General features: G+C 66.7%; 20 protein-coding genes. 2 read left to right on the forward strand and 18 right to left on the reverse strand.

Going from position 1 to position 16,509, the window contains the following annotated elements; all coding sequences use genetic code 11:
* Positions 1–111: 111 nt before the first annotated feature.
* The 3 genes from QEG98_RS27840 to QEG98_RS27850 form a co-directional block, all read right to left on the reverse strand.
* Positions 112–702, reverse strand: a complete 591-nt coding sequence (locus QEG98_RS27840) for a phage tail protein (RefSeq protein ID WP_316563444.1) — start codon at positions 700–702, stop codon at positions 112–114.
* 584 nt (positions 703–1,286) lie between these two features.
* Positions 1,287–1,742 (reverse strand): SMI1/KNR4 family protein, encoded by a 456-nt coding sequence (locus tag QEG98_RS27845; RefSeq protein WP_316563445.1) that lies wholly within the window; start codon positions 1,740–1,742, stop codon positions 1,287–1,289.
* Positions 1,743–1,749: 7 nt separating this feature from the next.
* Complete coding sequence (locus tag QEG98_RS27850; RefSeq protein WP_316563446.1) at positions 1,750–2,391, reverse strand: hypothetical protein; 642 nt, start codon at positions 2,389–2,391, stop codon at positions 1,750–1,752.
* Positions 2,392–2,842: 451 nt separating this feature from the next.
* Between QEG98_RS27850 and QEG98_RS27855 the strand changes: the two genes are divergently transcribed.
* Positions 2,843–3,172 carry an HNH endonuclease signature motif containing protein gene (locus QEG98_RS27855; RefSeq protein ID WP_316563447.1) on the forward strand — a complete coding sequence of 110 codons (330 nt, stop codon included), beginning with the start codon at positions 2,843–2,845 and terminating at the stop codon, positions 3,170–3,172.
* A gap of 329 nt (positions 3,173–3,501) precedes the next feature.
* Here the strand turns inward: QEG98_RS27855 and QEG98_RS27860 are convergent, their stop codons facing one another.
* The gene (locus tag QEG98_RS27860; RefSeq protein WP_316563448.1) at positions 3,502–3,648 is read right to left on the reverse strand and encodes a hypothetical protein; all 147 of its coding nucleotides are present in this window, start codon (positions 3,646–3,648) and stop codon (positions 3,502–3,504) included.
* A 708-nt stretch (positions 3,649–4,356) separates the two neighbouring features.
* A complete protein-coding gene (locus QEG98_RS27865) occupies positions 4,357–8,070 on the reverse strand; it encodes a phage tail tape measure protein (RefSeq protein WP_316563449.1) in 3,714 nt (1,237 codons plus the stop codon).
* Positions 8,071–8,177: 107 nt separating this feature from the next.
* Between QEG98_RS27865 and QEG98_RS27870 the strand changes: the two genes are divergently transcribed.
* Positions 8,178–8,951, forward strand: a complete 774-nt coding sequence (locus tag QEG98_RS27870) for a hypothetical protein (protein ID WP_316563450.1) — start codon at positions 8,178–8,180, stop codon at positions 8,949–8,951.
* Positions 8,952–8,976: 25 nt separating this feature from the next.
* Here QEG98_RS27870 and QEG98_RS27875 read toward each other — a convergent pair whose 3' ends face one another.
* From QEG98_RS27875 to QEG98_RS27935, 13 genes are all read right to left on the reverse strand, one after another.
* A complete protein-coding gene (locus QEG98_RS27875; RefSeq protein WP_316563451.1) occupies positions 8,977–9,267 on the reverse strand; it encodes a hypothetical protein in 291 nt (96 codons plus the stop codon).
* A 20-nt stretch (positions 9,268–9,287) separates the two neighbouring features.
* Entirely contained in the window at positions 9,288–9,728 is a 441-nt protein-coding gene (locus QEG98_RS27880; RefSeq protein ID WP_316563452.1) for a hypothetical protein, read from the reverse strand.
* Between the two features lie 47 nt (positions 9,729–9,775).
* Positions 9,776–10,915, reverse strand: a complete 1,140-nt coding sequence (locus QEG98_RS27885) for a phage tail tube protein (protein ID WP_316563453.1) — start codon at positions 10,913–10,915, stop codon at positions 9,776–9,778.
* 31 nt (positions 10,916–10,946) lie between these two features.
* On the reverse strand, positions 10,947–11,372 hold the full coding sequence (locus QEG98_RS27890; RefSeq protein WP_316563454.1) for a phage tail terminator-like protein: 426 nt from the start codon (positions 11,370–11,372) through the stop codon (positions 10,947–10,949).
* On the reverse strand, positions 11,369–11,809 hold the full coding sequence (locus QEG98_RS27895; protein ID WP_316563455.1) for an HK97 gp10 family phage protein: 441 nt from the start codon (positions 11,807–11,809) through the stop codon (positions 11,369–11,371). The genes QEG98_RS27890 and QEG98_RS27895 overlap by 4 nt, the downstream gene beginning before the upstream one ends.
* On the reverse strand, positions 11,806–12,180 hold the full coding sequence (locus QEG98_RS27900; protein ID WP_316563456.1) for a hypothetical protein: 375 nt from the start codon (positions 12,178–12,180) through the stop codon (positions 11,806–11,808). The genes QEG98_RS27895 and QEG98_RS27900 overlap by 4 nt, the downstream gene beginning before the upstream one ends.
* Positions 12,177–12,440: a hypothetical protein gene (locus tag QEG98_RS27905; RefSeq protein WP_316563457.1), complete on the reverse strand. Its 264-nt coding sequence runs from the start codon at positions 12,438–12,440 to the stop codon at positions 12,177–12,179. The genes QEG98_RS27900 and QEG98_RS27905 overlap by 4 nt, the downstream gene beginning before the upstream one ends.
* On the reverse strand, positions 12,425–12,670 hold the full coding sequence (locus QEG98_RS27910) for a DnaT-like ssDNA-binding protein (RefSeq protein ID WP_316563458.1): 246 nt from the start codon (positions 12,668–12,670) through the stop codon (positions 12,425–12,427). The genes QEG98_RS27905 and QEG98_RS27910 overlap by 16 nt, the downstream gene beginning before the upstream one ends.
* Positions 12,671–12,694: 24 nt before the next feature.
* Positions 12,695–12,844 (reverse strand): hypothetical protein, encoded by a 150-nt coding sequence (locus tag QEG98_RS27915; RefSeq protein WP_316563459.1) that lies wholly within the window; start codon positions 12,842–12,844, stop codon positions 12,695–12,697.
* Complete coding sequence (locus tag QEG98_RS27920) at positions 12,841–13,134, reverse strand: hypothetical protein (RefSeq protein WP_316563460.1); 294 nt, start codon at positions 13,132–13,134, stop codon at positions 12,841–12,843. Before QEG98_RS27920 ends, QEG98_RS27915 begins: the two co-directional genes overlap by 4 nt.
* A gap of 109 nt (positions 13,135–13,243) precedes the next feature.
* On the reverse strand, positions 13,244–14,161 hold the full coding sequence (locus QEG98_RS27925) for a major capsid protein (RefSeq protein WP_316563461.1): 918 nt from the start codon (positions 14,159–14,161) through the stop codon (positions 13,244–13,246).
* A 167-nt stretch (positions 14,162–14,328) separates the two neighbouring features.
* Positions 14,329–15,099 (reverse strand): hypothetical protein, encoded by a 771-nt coding sequence (locus QEG98_RS27930; RefSeq protein ID WP_316563462.1) that lies wholly within the window; start codon positions 15,097–15,099, stop codon positions 14,329–14,331.
* Between the two features lie 30 nt (positions 15,100–15,129).
* A complete protein-coding gene (locus QEG98_RS27935; protein ID WP_316563463.1) occupies positions 15,130–16,347 on the reverse strand; it encodes a minor capsid protein in 1,218 nt (405 codons plus the stop codon).
* Positions 16,348–16,509: the final 162 nt, after the last annotated feature.

Here is a 16,509-nt window from a genome sequence, read left to right on the forward strand (position 1 = left end):
CCCCGGCATAAAGACATCGCTCATTGACAATTGAAACAGCCGAATCGGCAAGGCAAAACGACCAAGCCCCCTATAAATAGCCGCATATAGACAACCACATCTACCCAGCCCTCACCCTGCTTCCTCCTGGAACTCGGCGGAGACGTCGTAGGCGTTGAAGCCCTTCATCGTGGTGGTCCACCGCTCGCAGACGACACGCAGCACCTGGGCGCCCGCCGCGGTGAAGGTGAGCTGGGCGCCGACGGGCGGCGCGGCCGTGAAGGTGGCGAGCCCCGAGGGCGTCAGCGCGTAGTCGGCCCCTGCCGCCAACAGCACCCCGGCGCGGTACACGAGCGGAGGGGACTCCCACCCCACGGCGGGCACCAGCTCGCCCACCGTCGCGTCCGGGGCAAGGGGGCGCTGCAGGAGGAACTGCGTCCTGACCCCGTCCCCGATGCCGAACGCTTGGCCAGTGACGCCCCAGGCGCTGTCCGGCACCACGAACTCGAAGGCGGCCACTCCGCGGTGCGCACGGAGGAAGGCGTCCACCGCGTCTGCCTCTTCCTTTCGGCGGGCGGTGAACTGGAGAGACCAACGCTGGAGGAGTCCGCGAGCTCCGTCCTCCGAGCGCTGGGAGTAGCCGTCGCCGAACTGGGCCTTCCTCACCCGAGGCTGGCTCTCAAGCTGGGCACCCCAGCTCGGTTTGAAGGGGAATCGCTCCATGGCGGAATTGTCACTGCGCGCGTGGACTGAGTCCATCAGCAGGTGTGCCGCCCGAACCTCCCGTTGATTGGCCGAACAGCGCATCCCCTCAACAACAGGAGCTATAGCTTCTCTGGCGGGGGCCCAAACTTCTGCCGAAGGTGATGCACCAGCGGCTTGTCGTCACTCTCCCATGTATCCTTTACATTCTCGACAATACCAAACCTCTTGGCGTCGACGGCGTTCCAATATCGAGCCGTCACGACTCGGTCTGTAGGGATGGGCCTGGAAGTGCTTGGCTGCCCATCAATTTGAAAGCTTCCCTTCTCCCAGCCTCTCGGGGTCAGGTGCCACTCCGTCCACTCTTCTCCAAGTGCCATACGGAAGAGCATACTTGTCCCACGCACAAACGCGAATGCAGCACGTGGTGCCGCCCAGGTGTCAATTGCGCCCCGGGTGCCGAGGACGCCCTGTTCGGGCCCCACTCAACCCAGAGCTCCTGTGCAGGTGGAGTATCGGACGCACCGCCGTCCCTTGCTCGGCACCGCCATCCACATGCCGGGACGCCCGTGTCGGGAACGGACGGCAGGCGTCCCGTGGCGCGCCTACTCCTCCAGCCAGAAAGAGCGACCGCCGCTGTTCAGCGCCCGGGCAAGGAAATCCTCGAAGGTCGGTGCAATCTGCTCCACCTTCGGGAACGTCTCATGGAAGGCGTCGAACAGCGGGTACATGGGAGCCTTCGCTTCCACGTCCACGACGACGTAGTTGGTGTCCTGCATGTCGACCAGGGCGTACAGCGACGGTGAGCCGTAGGCGTCCTCGTCGCGGCCGAAGATGGCGACACGCGCACGTCGAATCTCCGCCAGCGGGAGAATCCGATAGTCCGCGTCGGGGACAGGCTCGAAGAGCGCCGCTCCGTCGCAGTGGAGGTAGAAGGCTCGCAAGTCAGCGTCAAGCTTCCACCCCACGCGAGCCTCGAATTCCGCGATTTGGGCAGGCGTCGCGGGAGCGTTGGGGAAGTGGTGCCGCGAGACTTCGGCGAGCAGGGAGTCGATGGGCATGGCCGCCTCAGTCCACGTAGGGCCGCTCCGGCCCCACGGCTCGCCACTTGCCGGCAGCGTCGTAACAAGCCGGGTAGGCGCTATTGATGACGTGATGCACGCCGGGCGGCACAGGAATCACATTGTCGGGAGCCAGCGGTGCGCCCCCGTGCGCCAGGTCGAAGATGTGATGGCCAGGCCAATGCGCCGTCTCCGACTTCGGCCAGTCCCCGAACTCCGAGCTCCACTGCCTGCGGAACGTCTTCCGTGCGTCCTCCCACGTCTCGCGCCGATGCTTGAGGTCCGGCACCTTGGGGTAGTCGCAGCAGCAGTGGGTGACGGCGAGGCGTCCACCCGCCGCCGCCGGAAGCGCCATGAAGCGCCCCTGCCAGTCGCCCTTGATGTCCGCGAGCCAGATGCAGCCCAGCAAGGGCGCTCGCCCCTCGGCCACGCACCGACGCTCACAGCGCGCCATGAACGCGGCGCTGCACAGCCAGGGGCCGTAGTAGATGGTCGTCTGCACCGTCCCGCCCGCTGGGCTCGGGATGCTCGGGCCCACCCACTTCGCCGAGGGCTTCGCGCCCACGGCGCTGACGGTGGCCGAGCCGCAGCCGCCAAGGGCGAGCAGCAGGGACACGCTCACGAAGTACTGGCGGCGCCACAGCTTCACGCAAAACGTGATAGCGCAGATAAAGCAGACGCATAAGTCACGGACGCGGAGGCTTCCGTGGTGGGTAGGCCGCCGCGTGCCTTGTCACCCGGCTCGCGGCAGATAGAAGGGTGCCGTGCCCAGCCACGCAAGTCGAGGCGGCCCCCAACCGGCGCAAGGCCCCTGCCGGTGGCACCATCCGCCTCACAGGGCTGCACGTCTCCCACGCCGCAAGGGCCCGGCGGTGATGCTCTCGCGGCACTGACGTCCAGCGCCGGCCTGCGCGGAAAGGAGGGAAGAAGCCTTCCCGCGCAGGCACCTCCATGAAGACTGCACAAGCCAGACAGGACACACGTAGGCGACCGCACTCTGAGTCACTTTCACCCCTCACCACAAGGCGATTTCACATGTCGGATTTCGTCAGTACAACTCCCCCACTGTCGCACATCGCGACAGCTAGGAGGATCAACACATGGTGCTCAGAATCGGTAATCGAAACAGCAATACAAATCAGTCAGGAGGGACGTTCTCAGTAAGTGAAATTGAGGCTGTCTGGCAAAAGGCAACTATTGTTCCGGGCAACGACCCTCGCGTGTTCCGCAAGGATACTTGCGGGGCGTGGATTCAACGTGATGCATACGGCAACACGAACTCGGAGTACGGATGGGAGGTGGACCACATCTACCCCGTTGCGCTGGGCGGATCGGACGCCTTGGCCAACCTCCAGCCCCTCCACTGGCAAAACAATCGCGCGAAGAGCGATGACCTCAAGTGGACATGCGCGGTGTGGGCGAAGACTTAGACCGCAGTTTGCGTTGCGCGCCGACGCGTGCGTGCGAGCTATGAATCAAATAGATGATGGCGCCCATACAGCGACCCACCTCGGATGGTCGTGACGGTCCAATGGACTGATGATGAATCGCATAGAAAATACCCGGCCTACCCCGACACACTGGGGTGGGCCGTCGTATTTTTACCAGCCGAGCGTGTAGCGGGCGCCCATGCCGGCCAGCCGCTCGTGTGCGTTTGCATCACCGAAAGCAAAGAGGCCGCAACGTGCCGCACTATAGCGATGCGGCACAGGACGTCACCGCGGGGCACCACCCACTCAGGTAGGGGTCAGATTTGCCCCTACCGCCGCCGTCTCTCGTTGTGGTTGTAGATGACGCCGCCGGGCTGGAGCTGCTCCACCATCAGCTTGAGTACGGTGGCCTGGAGTTGCCGGGCCATCGCCCTCGACTCTTCCTTCGCACCAGGCGCCTGGACGTCCGCGAGCATTGAGGGGCTCCTTCAGCGCAGCTCCCGCCGGAGGAGCCCCTTGCGAGCCCGGCTCGACACGGCCCCGCTCCCAATGCGGCAACGAATAATCTCTCACGCCCCGCTACAGCGATGCCGATACAACTGCCGTGTTTCCTCCACTGGCGGACGTGCCTCGCGACTCATACACACCAGAGATGTAGCCGTCTCGAACCTCGGCCGTGCATGTTGTTGCACTGTAACACGTCGATCCACGGGACGCCGCCCGGCCCGTCGCGACGTATTGAATTTTGGCCGCGACCTCAAGTGCGGTCTGAACCGAATCACACACAACAGTAGCGGTTGCCGCAGCATGGCGAGGCAAACCAGTCGTGGAATCGTAAATTATGTAAGGCGGCGTAACGCTCGTTGAGCACCCCGGAACGACCGACTGCTCCTGCGCCACATGGCCTTCACCCATCTCCTCAGGCATGTCCGGCCCGCAACCAGCAGCAACAAGCATCGCACTTGCACTCAAAATCAGAACCACTGGCCTCTTCATGGAGTCTCTCCTTGGTGCTCGGGTTGAGGCGTCCAGCATAGACAGCTTACCTGGGGATACCAAAGGCAATGCGATGTCGGAGCAATCGTTGCGAAATGACCGCCAATTACCGAGCATCTTCAGCTTGACATTCTAAGCGCCGCACATGCTCCCATCCGCTAATGAGAAGTTTGAGCGGCTCTCGCTCTTCACCTCCGCCGATTGACGAAGTCGTAGACGAATCCCCCGGGCCGCATCTCCTCCAGCATCACCTTGCGGACAGCTCCGCCCAGGTGCTGGCCCAGGCGTCGCGACTCCTCCGAAGCGCGTGGCGCCTGGACGTCCGCGCTCACGGAGCCGTCCTGGTGCACGTGCACGTTCACGTTGATGGGCGGCACGGCGCCGGCCGGGAACGTGTCGGTGCTCGCCGGCGCGCTCGGCACCATCAGCTTCGCCGCGCCGTCCGCATAGGGCGCGCCGCTCTTCATCACGGCGGGCGCGGACATGTCGAACGCGGACTTGCCCGCCGCGACGCCTGCTCCTGCAGTGGCTCCTCCCGCGCTGAAGCTCGCCCCCGTTATGCCGCCCAGGAGAGCCGTGGTTCCGATGTCCACCAGGGCCACGAAGGCCTTGTGGGCCAGGAGCCGCGACAGGTCCTTGAGCATTCCGTCAATCATGCCGCGCCAGGTGAACTGCGTGGAGGTGGCGAAGGTGGTGATGGCGTCTTCCATGTGCTGGGCAGCGAAGCCCACTGCGTCCTGGGCAATGGAGAAACCGTCGCTCATCTGCCGGTGCAGGCGCACCAGTTCCTTCTGGTACGTCTCCATGCTGATGCGCTCGTCCTGCAACAGCTTGTTCAGCATCTCGACGCGCTTCCGCACCTCCTCCAGTGGGTTGAGCTGCTTCTGGAGCAGCTCCAGGTCCTTCACCAGTTGAGCCTCCTCCTTCCCCTCCTTCGTCCAGAGGGAGCGGGCCTTCGCGAGCTTTGCTCCATACTCCTCCGCCTTAATGGTGCCCGCAGCCAAGCCGGCGTTCAGTGCCTCCACGGCCTTGGCCATTCGGTCCGCGTCAGCGTCCCCGAGTTGCTGATTCAGTTGCTCAAGGGCGCGCGCGTGCTCCTCCGCCTTTTTCTTGGCTTCCTCGTCGGCCTTCTTCTTCGCCTCAAACGCTGCAATTTTCTCAAGTGCAGCGTCTGCTACTAGCCGCTGCGCGTAGTTCAGAGATTTGTACTCAGCCGTGAGCTTCTCGGCCCCATCTCGCGCGAGCCCCAGCGTAGCCGCCTCTTCCTCGAGCTTCGCCAGATACCTCGCAGCGGACTTCGCCAGTTCCTCCCTGGCCTTTTCCTCGTTCTGGAGGCGCTCCGCCTCCTGTTCGCGAGCGCGCGCGGTGGCCGCAGCGGCATCCGCCGCTCGCTGTTCGCCCTCCGGGTCCTTCGCGGCTGCCTCCCTGACGCGCGCGAGCGCCTTCTCCAGTTCCGCCGAATCCTGCGTGGCGGCCTGTAGGTCCTCCCGGAGGGTCTTGATGATCTTGGGCGCCCAATTCCCCCTTTCATACGCCTTCACGACATTGTCGAGGCGTGGGTCGTCCTCGTCCATCCGCTCCTTGAGCCGAATCTTTGTGCGGAACGACGCTTCCTCGGCTTGGAGCCGAGCCTCGATGCCCTTCACACGAGCCTGGTTGAGCTCCATCTCATGCGTGGCCACCTTCTCGAAGATGGCCAGCGCCTGTTCTGCGGTCTTGACCTCGTCGGTCATCAGGCTTTGGTAGTCACCGCCGAGCGCAGCAAGCTCCTTCCGGGCGATAGACAGCGCCTGCGCGGACTTCGCAGCATCGGTTGTCGCACGAGTCTGTTGGAGCAAGGCAGAGACGATGGATGCACCTTTGCCCACGCTGGTCGCCGCGGCTGTACCCATTTCCCGGGCCTTCACAGCAGCTTCCTCTGCCTTGGAGATGTAGGCGGAGATTCCCGCCGTCAGCAGGCCAATCGCGGTGATGGCAACCCCAACGGGCCCACCGAGCGCGGCCATGGCCCCCTGGAGCACGCGACCGGCCCCCGCAGCTCCGTACATCGCTTGCGCGGCGCGCACCTGCGCCAGCGCGTTGTCATTCGCGGCAATCGCGGCCTGGGCATGTGCGGCCCGCATGAAGGGCGCCGTCTGCTGGAGGGAGGACTGGCGAGCCTCAAGCTGGACGGCAGCGTTCCGCAACGCAGCCCGGGAACTCTCGTTGACTGCCTTGACGTAGCCGGCTTCTGCGAGCGCCGCATTCGTTGTCGCCTGCCGGCTCTGGACCAGTGCCGATGCCTTCGCAGCGGCGCTCTTCACCCATTCAGCCGCCCATGCGCCGCCTCTGGCTGCCAGGAGAATCCCCACGGCCTGGGCCGTCGCGCCAGCTGAACTCGACAGCGTGGTGAAGTTGCTGGAGAGCATCTCGATGCCGGGCATCAACTGCGCCAGGAGCCCCTGCCCCACCGCGATTTCGAGGTCGTCGAACTTCGCTTTCAGTTGGTCCAGGGCGAACTGAGGCGTCTGGGCCATCTTGCTGAAGGCGACCTCGGTGCGTCCTGCTGCCGACTCCATGTTCTTCAACGACGTGGCGAAGTCGCCAGCGCTGGACCCGGTCAGCGTCATTGCGGGCAGCAGCGCCTCCACACCACCTACCAGCTTGGCCAGCAACTCCGTGCTACCACCCGTTTGGACCTTGAGGTGCTCCAGGAACCCTGCGAGGCCCCGCGCCTTCAGCCCAGCCGTGTTGAATTCGATGCCGAGGGCACGCGCCAGGTCCCGGGCCTCGTTCGACGGCTTGGCAACCTGGGCAAGGATGGCTCGCATCCCTTCCATCGCCGTCTCCGTCTTGATGCCGGCCTTCGTGAGCGCAGCGTTCGCGGCAAGCAACTCCTGGAGCGACACGCCCGTCTGCGAAGCAATGGGCGCCAGCTTGCCGATGTGCCTCGCAATCTGCTCAACGGACGTTTTGCCATCCGCAGCGCTCACGAACATCGCATCGGAGGCCTCTGTGGCATCCCGGAGTTGAGAGCCGTAGCTGGCCATGATCGATGTGAGTCCGTCAGCAGCAACCCCCACCTCCGTGACACCGCCAATGGCCAGCTTGTTTGAGACGCGAAGCAACTCCGTTGCCTGAGAAGCATCGCTAGCACCGGCGCTCATGACCTCGTAGAGCGCCTTCACCTGCTCCGTAGGGGCTCGTCCAAACTCCACCCCCAATTCGCGCGCGCGCTCGGCGAGGGCCCCCATCATGTTGACCTGGTCGCCCTCCAGCAGGGTACTCACCTGGGCCATGGCCGTGTCGAAGGCAAGCGCCTCTGAAGCGGCACTCGTGAGCGAGGCGATTACCGTGGCGATGACAGCGGCAAGCCCAAGGAACGACTTCACGAGGCCGCCGAGCTCCTGCGAGAGCCGATTGACCGGTTTCTCGACTCCTTCAACTGAGCGTTTGACGTCCTGCACAGACGTCGCGGCTTGGGAGGACTCGACCTGCATCCGTGAGAGATGGGTGCTGGCCTTCCCCAACTCCCCCATGAAGCGGCTCACAGCAGAGGTGTCCGCGAAGGACGCATGGAGTTTGACCGCGGCGGCATCCAGTGCACCGATGCGTGCCTTGAAGCCGTCCAAACCGGAGGCGTCCTTCAACGCGCCCTGGAACGCAGTCGCGGCGGCCCCCATCGCCTCCATGTCCTTGATGGAGGTCCTCATTCGGGCCAGCGCCTGGTTCGTCTCGTTCGCCTCCTTCACCATCCGCGCCAAGCTCTTCGAGTACTGCTCGGTCGCGGTCTCGGTCTTCTTGGTGACTGTCTCCGTCTTCTCGGCCGCCGCGCTAAATCTCGTCAGCTCGACGGAGCCCGCCTTCGCGTCGGACGTATCGATACGAACTGAAAGCGTTGCGAGGTCCGTCCCACTAGACATTGCGATCCCCCATCTGACGGCCCACACACGACGCACGTGGTCTCGACCAGCACACTGAACACACGACCAGTGGAACGCTCCACGCGTTGTGTGGTGGCTTTGGCCGCATGCGCGCGCTTATCGGGCTACTGGCCATTTTCAGTTCCACTCTGGCTGCTGCTGGTGACGCAACGCCCCCCGCCGCCCTTGCCGGACTGGACGGCGTTGCGGTGCAGGTGTCGTTGCCCTCCATCGTGGCGGTGCAGCAAGGCTCCGCGGACGCATGGCAGAAACGCGTCGAAGCGCTTCTCGGCAGCCAAACCGTCCGCGCGGTGAACCCAGCGGGGGCCGGTGCAGCAAGCAACCAGCCCGTCCTCCACATCGAGATTCGCGTTGACCCTTCGCTCCCCGAGACGGCCGTCCTGGTCGACATCTCGCTCGTGCGGTCGGTGACAATTCCGGGCCAGCCCGGGACAGTCCGCGCCACTGCCTGGCGCCGTCACGAACTCGGCCGTGTGAAGACCGCGACGGCGGGCGACTTTGCCTGGACCCGGGCAACGACGATGCTGGAGGGCTTCGCGGCCGATGTCGTGGCCGCTAGACCACCTGCCATCCCGGCGCCGCCTGCGCCCCCCACTCAAGCCATCACACCACCCACGGCTGAACCAACACGTCGGGCGACGAGCGCGCCGTCGTCCCCAGTATCGGTGCGCAAGGATGCTGCTGCCCGAGGGGCACCCGAGGATGATTTCCTGAAGTACAAGGGGGTACCACTGGATAGCTGTTTTGGCTTTGACGGAGACACCGCGTGCTGCGCACACGTCGGAGAGTCCTGCTCGTACACCGTCTGCCAGGACACGATTGACTCGGAGTGGACCGAGCGAACCGCATCCTGCAAGTAGGGCTTCCGGATTCACGCTGCCTCCCTCACTTCTTCGGCTTCGGCGTCATCTCCACCCGGAACGCGTCGTCGAGCTGCCGGAGGAGTCCCACCTCAGAGGGCGTGGGCTGTGCCCCGGTGAGGCGCGCCCACGCCTCAATGTCCTGGTAGCTGATGGGCGCCAAGGCGAAGGCCCCAGGCGCCCTGGCGTTGGACAGCTCGCAGAACCACTCCCAGACGTGAGCGAGTGCTTCAGGCAACTCGTGCTCCCCCACCAGTTCGGCCGGCACCTCGCCGGTGGACTTGGCCACCTGCTCCAGGTGCGCCCGGAGGGGCACACCGGAATCGTCCGCCTTGCTCAGTCGGAATTGGTGCTGGGCGAAGCCGAGGAGCTGCTCGGCGAGGAGGCGAAAAAACTGGCGGCGTCCGTGACGGCGGCGTCCACCTGCCGGCGAAGCCAGGGGTGCTCCTCGTACACCCGGCGGGCGTTGTCCTTGGTGCAGGGCAGCGGCTCGCCGTTCTCCCGGAAGCCCTCCCACGCGGCCGTGCAGCGCACCAGCAGTTCCAGCCCGTCCTTGTCGGTGTCCTCCGCGGTGAGCTTCGAGGCGCGGCCGGAGTGCTGCAGCTTGTGGAGGCGGCGGTTGCGCAGCGCCCGGTCCGCCTCGCGGTAGGTGGGCGAGTCCACGCCGTGCACCACCACCTTCATGCCCGTCGCGTCGCCGGAGACGGGGTGGAGAATCTCCACGGTGGTGGTGTCGCTGCGCTGGAGGCTGCCGATGTCGAAAGCGGCGGTAGTCATAGAGGGCTACTCCTTCTGGGAAGCGGGTGGAGGCGCGGGAGCGCCGGTTACGGGTTGCTGCGCTGGTAGAGGATGGTGGCGCCGGAGGTGGCATCCAGCAGCGCGGTGAAGGGCATGCTGACGGTGACGGGGCCCGAGTTCGGGTTGTCGACGTCACCGCCCGTGTACTTGATGCGTGGCAGGTAAATGCGGTGGAAGTCCGTCCCGTTGACGTCCTCCAGGAGCAGCTCCAGGCTGGACTCCTCCTCGTTGATGAAGCGATTGAGGAGCACGGCGTCCTTGAAGTAGGCGGAGATGCTGCCGGTGACGACGAAGGCGCCCTCGTGAACCTCCTGGGGACTCTTGTGGCCGACGACGCCCTGGACGCTGCGCCCGTTGGCGATTTCCAGCTCCACGGCCGTCACGTTGGCCACCCGTTGCCCGCCCTCGTACAGCGCCCCGGTGAAGGCGTCGAAGGGGCTGCCGGTGCCAGCCGGAGTCAGCGTCACCGCGTGGGTGGCCGTGGCCTGCACCATGTCCTTTCCGAGGAAGGACATGCTGCAGGTGACGATTTCGCCGGGCGTCACGGAGAGAGACAGGCTGTCCACCGCACAGCCCCGGTACAGCATGAACTGGCTGATGTCGGTGAAGGCCCGCTCCAGCCCGAAGCTGACAAGCTCGGTGCCGTTGGCCAGGCGCTGGCCCACCAGGGCCACGGTGCGCCCCGCTGCGGCCGCATCCACGGTGAGGGCCCTGTCCACCTCCAGGCGCAGCGCGGACACGGCCACCACCTTCGCCCGGCCGTTGTTGCCCGCCTCGGCGAAGCCGGAGGCCACCACCATGTCCCCTGGGAGGAAGCCATCCTCGAGGAAGTTGCCCGAGTCACGGACGAAGGCGTCCGCTTCCGCCTCCAGCGAGGCCGCGCCCGTCGTCACTGCACGCCATGTGCCGCTGAGGGCGGCGGCCAGGAGGACGTCGAAGGTGCCGCGGGAGAGCTCGAAGGAGAAGTCGCCGCCCACGCTGCGCATGCCGTGGCGCAAGTCCGCCGTCTGCCTGTCGTCCCGAACCTCGTTGGACTGGTACGTCTCCTTCGCGAGGTTGAGGCTGGTGTCGGTGAAGCGGAGCACCGAGTAAGCCGTGCTGGGCACGCCGTACTCAATCTCCGGTGCGAAGCGCAGCGCGGTCCGCTGCCCAGAAGCTGAAGCCATGTCTCTTCTCCTGCCGCCCGCGAGGGGCAGCTCAGTCCAACGAGTGCACAAACCAGAAAATGCTGACGGGCGTGGCCCACCAGGGCTCGTCACGCAGCCCCGGGCCTGCGTCTGCGGACTGGATGCTCACCACCGTGTCGTTGCGCTCCAGCCGCGTGCCCCGCTTGAAGGCGTCGCACAGCGCCTGGGCAACTGTGAGGCTGGCTGCGGTGCCATCGCCGATGGGGAACTTGAGCGTCACCTGGAAGAGTCCCGGGCGCCGCGTGTGCGAGTCCACCCCGGCGCCGGCGGGTGACGTCCGGGCCGGGAGGCAGTCCAACCGGGCCCAGGGCACACCCGGCGTGGGGGTGAAGACGATGTTGGGATAGGCGAGGTTGCCCTCGCCCAGCAGCGGCGCCAGCACCTCCCGCGCGCGCAGCTCCAGCGCCTGGGGGATGTCGAGAAGCGGCGGGCTCACGTGCCGTCCCCCCTCTCCTGCTTCGCCGCGCCCACAGCCTCGCCCAGAATCTCAGGCAGGTTGGCCAGGGTAACGCGCACCATTCCGCTCGGCGCCTGCTGGCTGTGGCCAAACTCCAGCGGGTGCGCATACGGCAGGTTGTTGGCGACGTACACCGTGTCCCCCAGCTTGGCGGACTCCAGCGCCTCCTTCGCCGCGGTAATCGTGGCGCCCCCGTCCTTGTCCGTGGAATCCAGAGTGCCGTCGGGCCGGGCGCCCACGCCCGCGCGCCAGTTCGCCCGAAACTGGCCGGTGTCCACGGGCGAGGCGGTGACGACGTTGGCCAGAATGCCCAACGCCGTCTTCCGCACCACCGCGTTGGCGCGTTCCTCCGTCACCTTCACGAAGGCCTGCACCTGCTGGCTGAAGCTGCCTCGGCGTGCGCCTGTCTTCTTCATGCTGCCACCCGGAGGACGTAGAGGACGGGAGTGCCCTGCAACTGCACCGGCGGGTCCGTCCGAAGCACCCGCCAGGTGCACCCTTCCAGCGGCCCCACCTCGTCACCGGGGCCCGGCGTCACCGACAGCCCGGCCGCGGCAACCAGCAACTTGCGTCGGCCCACCTTCACCGTGCCGGCGGGCGCCAGCTCCTGGTGCCCGTTGTCGGCCTGCACCAGCACCTGCACCGCGTGCGTGGTGACGGTTGCCGGCGCCGTGGAGAGGGCCGGGTCGTACGCCCCCGTCGTCCGCTGCGTGAGGGTGGCGCCCTGCCCGTTGCGCTTCAGCAGCGCGAGTGCCTTGGCGGCCAGTCTGTCTGCCTGGACGCTCATCCTCGGAGAAGCCCCACGGTGCCGATGCCGCCCACGCGGGCGCCACGGAGGAATGGGCGCAGCAGCGTGGCCACCTGCTCCGGAATCGGCACGTGCCTCTCCGGAGACGTCTCCAGCGGCCCCACCTTCACGCCCTCGTCCACAATGGGCCCGAGTCCGGCCGTCCAGTCCTCCCCCATGAGGCGGAAGGCGAACTCCGCCGTCGCCCCGCGCACGCGTAGCGGCACCGCGGTGGCGGGCAGCGTCACCCCGTCCAGCACGACGCCGCGCCGGGGCCGGCCAGGGCCTGTTCCGCCTCGGCCCGGCTGCCCACGTAGCCGTAGTGGGTGTCCAGCAGGCTGGTAGCCCACATGAGGTGGCGCTCCTTCGCCTCCTGCGTGGCGGACTCCCACGCGGCGTTGTGGCCGCGCGCGGAGTGGTAGGCGTCCGCCTCCACCACCGTGCAGTACGAGTTCGCGGCCGGGCCGCTGGGTGTTGCGTCGAAGGGCATGGGCTTGTCTCCAGGGGGTGCCGGCTACTCCGCCTTCGCCTTGGCCTTGCCCTTCGCGGCGGGCGGCTCCTCGAGCGGAGCGGGCGCCGGGGCCGGCGGAGCCGCAACCGCGTCGCGCAGCTGCGCCTGCGCGGTGCGCAGCTCGGCCCTCAAGCGGTCCAGTTCGGACGTCACCTCCTCGAAGGCATGCCGCTGCTCGCGCTCCCGGGCGGCCGGTACTCGGTGTCGGCCTGGCCTTGCGCAGCCCCCTTGCTGCGCCGCTCCCACTTCGCCTCGGCGTCCTCGTGCTCGCGAGAGCCGCGCGGGTAGGCCGAGTGGTACTTGGCCAGGATGTTGAGGGCCGTCATGGCAGCGGCGGGCACCTGCGCCACGCCATCGACGAAGTCGAAGCCTGCGAGGCTGCACGTCTCCTTGGCCCTCGGGCCCACCAGCACCACATCCACGATGTTCCGGTTTCCAGTCATGTCACGCTCCACAGAGGAAGCACCCGGGCGTGCCGGGCGCGCATTCGGACGTGCGGCATGACAAGGCGCCCGCCAACGGGCACCCCGCCACGCGCAACGCTGCACCGAGCTAGTTGGTGATGCCCTGGGCCACGGCGAGCGCCAGGTCGGAGTACACAGCCAGGCCGCAGTAGAACTTCACGCGGGTAATCGACTCGTCCTTGTCCTCGGACTCGCCGATGTCCACCACCTGAATGCCCATCGCCTTACGCGCGTGCAGGCCGGCGATGCCCACCTTCCGGCTGCCGTCATCCAGACACCCGGCGATGATGCTGGTGCACGTCGTGCTGGTGCCCTGCGTCTGGTCGGTGGGCATCCAGTCGTTGCGGAAGATGGGGACACCCTCGTACACGATGGTCTCCTCCCCGCTCGGCAGCTTCAGCGTCTCCACGATGCCGGCACCGCCCTGCCCACGGAGCAGCGACTTCAGCGAGCGGATGGTCCGCGCGTGCATCATCAGGAAGTCCACCTTGCCGTCCTTCGCCGTGACGCGGTCCAGCAGCGCGTCCAGAATCTCGAACGACAACGCGGCGCCATCCGCCCCGGCGACGAGCGTCTGCCCCGGGCTCACCAGCCCCAGAAGCCCCTCGAACTCGTCATTGGCTCCGGTCCCGTTGAGAAGGAGGTTGGCGTACTTGCGGCCCACGGCCTTGGCCTTGCCGGCCACCTGCAGCGCGAGCTGGTCCGAGGTGTCGGACGTCGTCGCCTCCACGAAGTTGTCGAGCTCGGCGTCGCCGATGATGCGCTTCAGGGCGCTCGTCACCTGCGTGAATGTGGTGGGCGCCTTCGCAGTGATGGAGGAACCGACGCCCAGCATCTGCACGTCGCCCAGGACGTTCTCCCGGTTGTAGACGGCGGCAGGCCCCTCCACGGGCTCGAAGGGGAGGACGTCGTAGAAGCGGTCGACAGTGATGATGTTGGCGATGACGCCGGCGACCAGGTCGTTCTGCGACAGCTTGGACGCCTCGGCGAGGGTGATTGAAGCCATACCAGTGCGCTCCTCCTCGCAAGAGCGAGGGAACGAAGAAAGTCATTGGGCATGCCACGGGAACACGGGTCCAAACCCGTCGGCATGGTTCACGCTGGAGAGAGTGACTGCGGCCGGGAATCCCTCCCGGGTTGTCTCAGGGGCGCATCACGCGCTCCCGCGACGGGCTACTTCCGCTCCGACAACCCCTTCGACAACCGCTGAAGAGGCGTCAGAGGACCACCACCGGGAATCCCTCCCGGGCTGCCCCCTGGAGGCATCCCGCCACCAGAGGTACCCGACGGAACGAAGAGTCGGGCGAAGCGAGGGTCCTTCTTGAGCTCCGCGACGTACTCTCGAATCGTCATGGGGCTGCCCGGCTTGCTTTCGCGAGGCTCACCCTGCGCGTCGACAACCCGGACCAAGAATTCACCAGCTTCCTCCACGACTCTAACGTTGGGTGCTGCCCATGCCAAAAGCACATCGACAGGAGACGCACCGAGCGCGGACAACTCCGCAGTGAGTTGCGAATTCACCATGTGGGCGTGGAGCGCCTTGCGCATGCCGCTCAGCTCGGTGTCCTTCGCCTCCAGCGCCTTGGTGTGCGTCGTCTCCAAGTCGGTGCGCTGCTTCTCCCACGCGGCGGCCCCTGCACTGTCCTTCGCCTTCAGCGCTTCCGCGAGCTGGCCACGCAGGTCCCCCACCAGCTTCTCGGCCTCGTCCGGCGTCTTCGCCACCTTCTCGAAGGCCGCCACGAGCGTCTTCAGCGTCTTGGCGTTGTCCCGCTCCTTCTTCAGCGTGTTCGCCAGGGTGGACGTGTCCATCCGCTTCGCGACGTCGCCGTCGAGGAGGAACTTCGCCGTCTCTCCCTCCTTGGCCTCGCCCTGCGCGTACAGCCCGCGGAACTTCTCGGGGACGATGTCCAGCGTGTCCAACTCCGGTTGCCACTCGAACGTCATACCGCGTCCCTTCTCGGCCTCACGGGCCGGTTACAACTTCGCCTTCTTGAAAGCCTCAGCCTCCGCCTCGCGGAGCGCCTCCAGCGTCAGCGTCTTCCCGCTCGCGTCCGTGAAGCGCTCCACGCTGAGCCCGCCGTTGCGGAAGAGCTGCCCGCGCGTGGGGCCCAGCACCTCGTCCTGGAAGCTGGCGGACTGACGACGCAGCCAGTCCTCGTAGGACAGCCCCTTGGGCACCTGGCCGATGTTCTCCCGCGCCCACTTCTCACGGACGCGGGCGATGGCACCGCGCCGCTCCTTCTCGGACATGTCCGACCAGGCCGCGCCCGCCTTGGCCTTCGCCTCGGCGCGGAAGTCGATTTCCCGCTGGCGCCGGGTGCGCGCGTCGGTGATGGCGGGCCTGTCGCCCACCAGCTTCACGCCGTTGATGACTGGCACGGTGGAGGAGCGGCACCCCGGGTGCCTGGGCGGCCGCGGGCCTTCGCGCGGGGGGAACGTCTTCCCGTCCAGGGCCATGCAGCCCATGGTGGTGCGCCCGTCCAGCGTGGCTACCCAGCGCACCTCCTCGATGATGTCCTCGTTGGCCCGGTACACCTCTTCCCGGGCCTGGGTGGAGGTGTGGTTGAGGGAGGTGCGCACCAGCGTCTCCGCGCTGCGACGCGACATCTCCACCACGCCGTCCGTGTACGAGGCTCCGCGGGTGCCCACGATGTTCCGGACAATCTGCTGCGTCGTCTGCCCCTCCACGACGCCCACCTGCACGGCCCGGGAGATGCGCTCCAGGTCGGCCGGCTGGAGTGCATCCACCCAGTGCTCGAAGACAGCGCCGCCGAAGGGGCGCTCGAAGACGGCCGCGCGCAGCACCTCCGCGGACGGAGCCACCACGCCCAACTCGACGATGAGCGTCTCCTGGAGGACGGCTGCCTGCCACTGCGCCTCATAGGCCGCGAAGACGGACAGCTCCTCCCGGAGGAAGCCGGCCGCCGCGGCGTATGCCTCGGCGCGCACGCCGCCCACCACCTCCAGCAGCTCCTGCAGGCGCTCGGTGGTTTCCGGCCCGGCGTCGAAGCCACCCGCCGCAACGATGCGCTCCACGCGGACGGCGAGTTGCTCTTCGAGCTTCTCTTCCGTGGCGTTGAGCAGCTCCACCACACGGCGGACGGTGCCCGCCTTGTAGCGCTCCACCTGGACGGCGTGCGCGATGGTTTGTTCGAGGATTTCCTCGTTGGCTGTGCGGCGGGTGGTGGCCACCTATGCCCCTCCCCCCAGCGCGTTGCAGGCCGCGCGCGCCGGTGCCCATCGGGCCCAAAACACGGGACGCACAGACGTCATGCTGGCGACAGCACGGAAGAGCATGGGCTCTGAGCGTCAACCCGCGTGAGGACGGGGTCCGCCGTCCCTCTTCATCACGCC

It is taken from the genome of Myxococcus sp. MxC21-1, assembly GCF_032612255.1.
GTDB classification, from domain to species: Bacteria; Myxococcota; Myxococcia; order Myxococcales; family Myxococcaceae; genus Myxococcus; species Myxococcus virescens.

What these genes read in the sequence shown, in the direction of transcription:
- QEG98_RS27910 (WP_316563458.1), bottom strand. Translation starts at nt 12,670, where the DNA reads ATGCCCTTCGACGCAACACCCAGCGGCCCGGCCGCGAACTCGTACTGC.
- QEG98_RS27860 (WP_316563448.1), bottom strand. Translation starts at nt 3,648, where the DNA reads ATGCTCGCGGACGTCCAGGCGCCTGGTGCGAAGGAAGAGTCGAGGGCG.
- QEG98_RS27865 (WP_316563449.1), bottom strand. Translation starts at nt 8,070, where the DNA reads ATGTCTAGTGGGACGGACCTCGCAACGCTTTCAGTTCGTATCGATACG.
- QEG98_RS27845 (WP_316563445.1), bottom strand. Translation starts at nt 1,742, where the DNA reads ATGCCCATCGACTCCCTGCTCGCCGAAGTCTCGCGGCACCACTTCCCC.
- QEG98_RS27855 (WP_316563447.1), top strand. Translation starts at nt 2,843, where the DNA reads ATGGTGCTCAGAATCGGTAATCGAAACAGCAATACAAATCAGTCAGGA.
- QEG98_RS27885 (WP_316563453.1), bottom strand. Translation starts at nt 10,915, where the DNA reads ATGGCTTCAGCTTCTGGGCAGCGGACCGCGCTGCGCTTCGCACCGGAG.
- QEG98_RS27880 (WP_316563452.1), bottom strand. Translation starts at nt 9,728, where the DNA reads ATGACTACCGCCGCTTTCGACATCGGCAGCCTCCAGCGCAGCGACACC.
- QEG98_RS27900 (WP_316563456.1), bottom strand. Translation starts at nt 12,180, where the DNA reads ATGAGCGTCCAGGCAGACAGACTGGCCGCCAAGGCACTCGCGCTGCTG.
- QEG98_RS27920 (WP_316563460.1), bottom strand. Translation starts at nt 13,134, where the DNA reads ATGACTGGAAACCGGAACATCGTGGATGTGGTGCTGGTGGGCCCGAGG.
- QEG98_RS27925 (WP_316563461.1), bottom strand. Translation starts at nt 14,161, where the DNA reads ATGGCTTCAATCACCCTCGCCGAGGCGTCCAAGCTGTCGCAGAACGAC.
- QEG98_RS27930 (WP_316563462.1), bottom strand. Translation starts at nt 15,099, where the DNA reads ATGACGTTCGAGTGGCAACCGGAGTTGGACACGCTGGACATCGTCCCC.
- QEG98_RS27840 (WP_316563444.1), bottom strand. Translation starts at nt 702, where the DNA reads ATGGAGCGATTCCCCTTCAAACCGAGCTGGGGTGCCCAGCTTGAGAGC.
- QEG98_RS27870 (WP_316563450.1), top strand. Translation starts at nt 8,178, where the DNA reads ATGCGCGCGCTTATCGGGCTACTGGCCATTTTCAGTTCCACTCTGGCT.
- QEG98_RS27895 (WP_316563455.1), bottom strand. Translation starts at nt 11,809, where the DNA reads ATGAAGAAGACAGGCGCACGCCGAGGCAGCTTCAGCCAGCAGGTGCAG.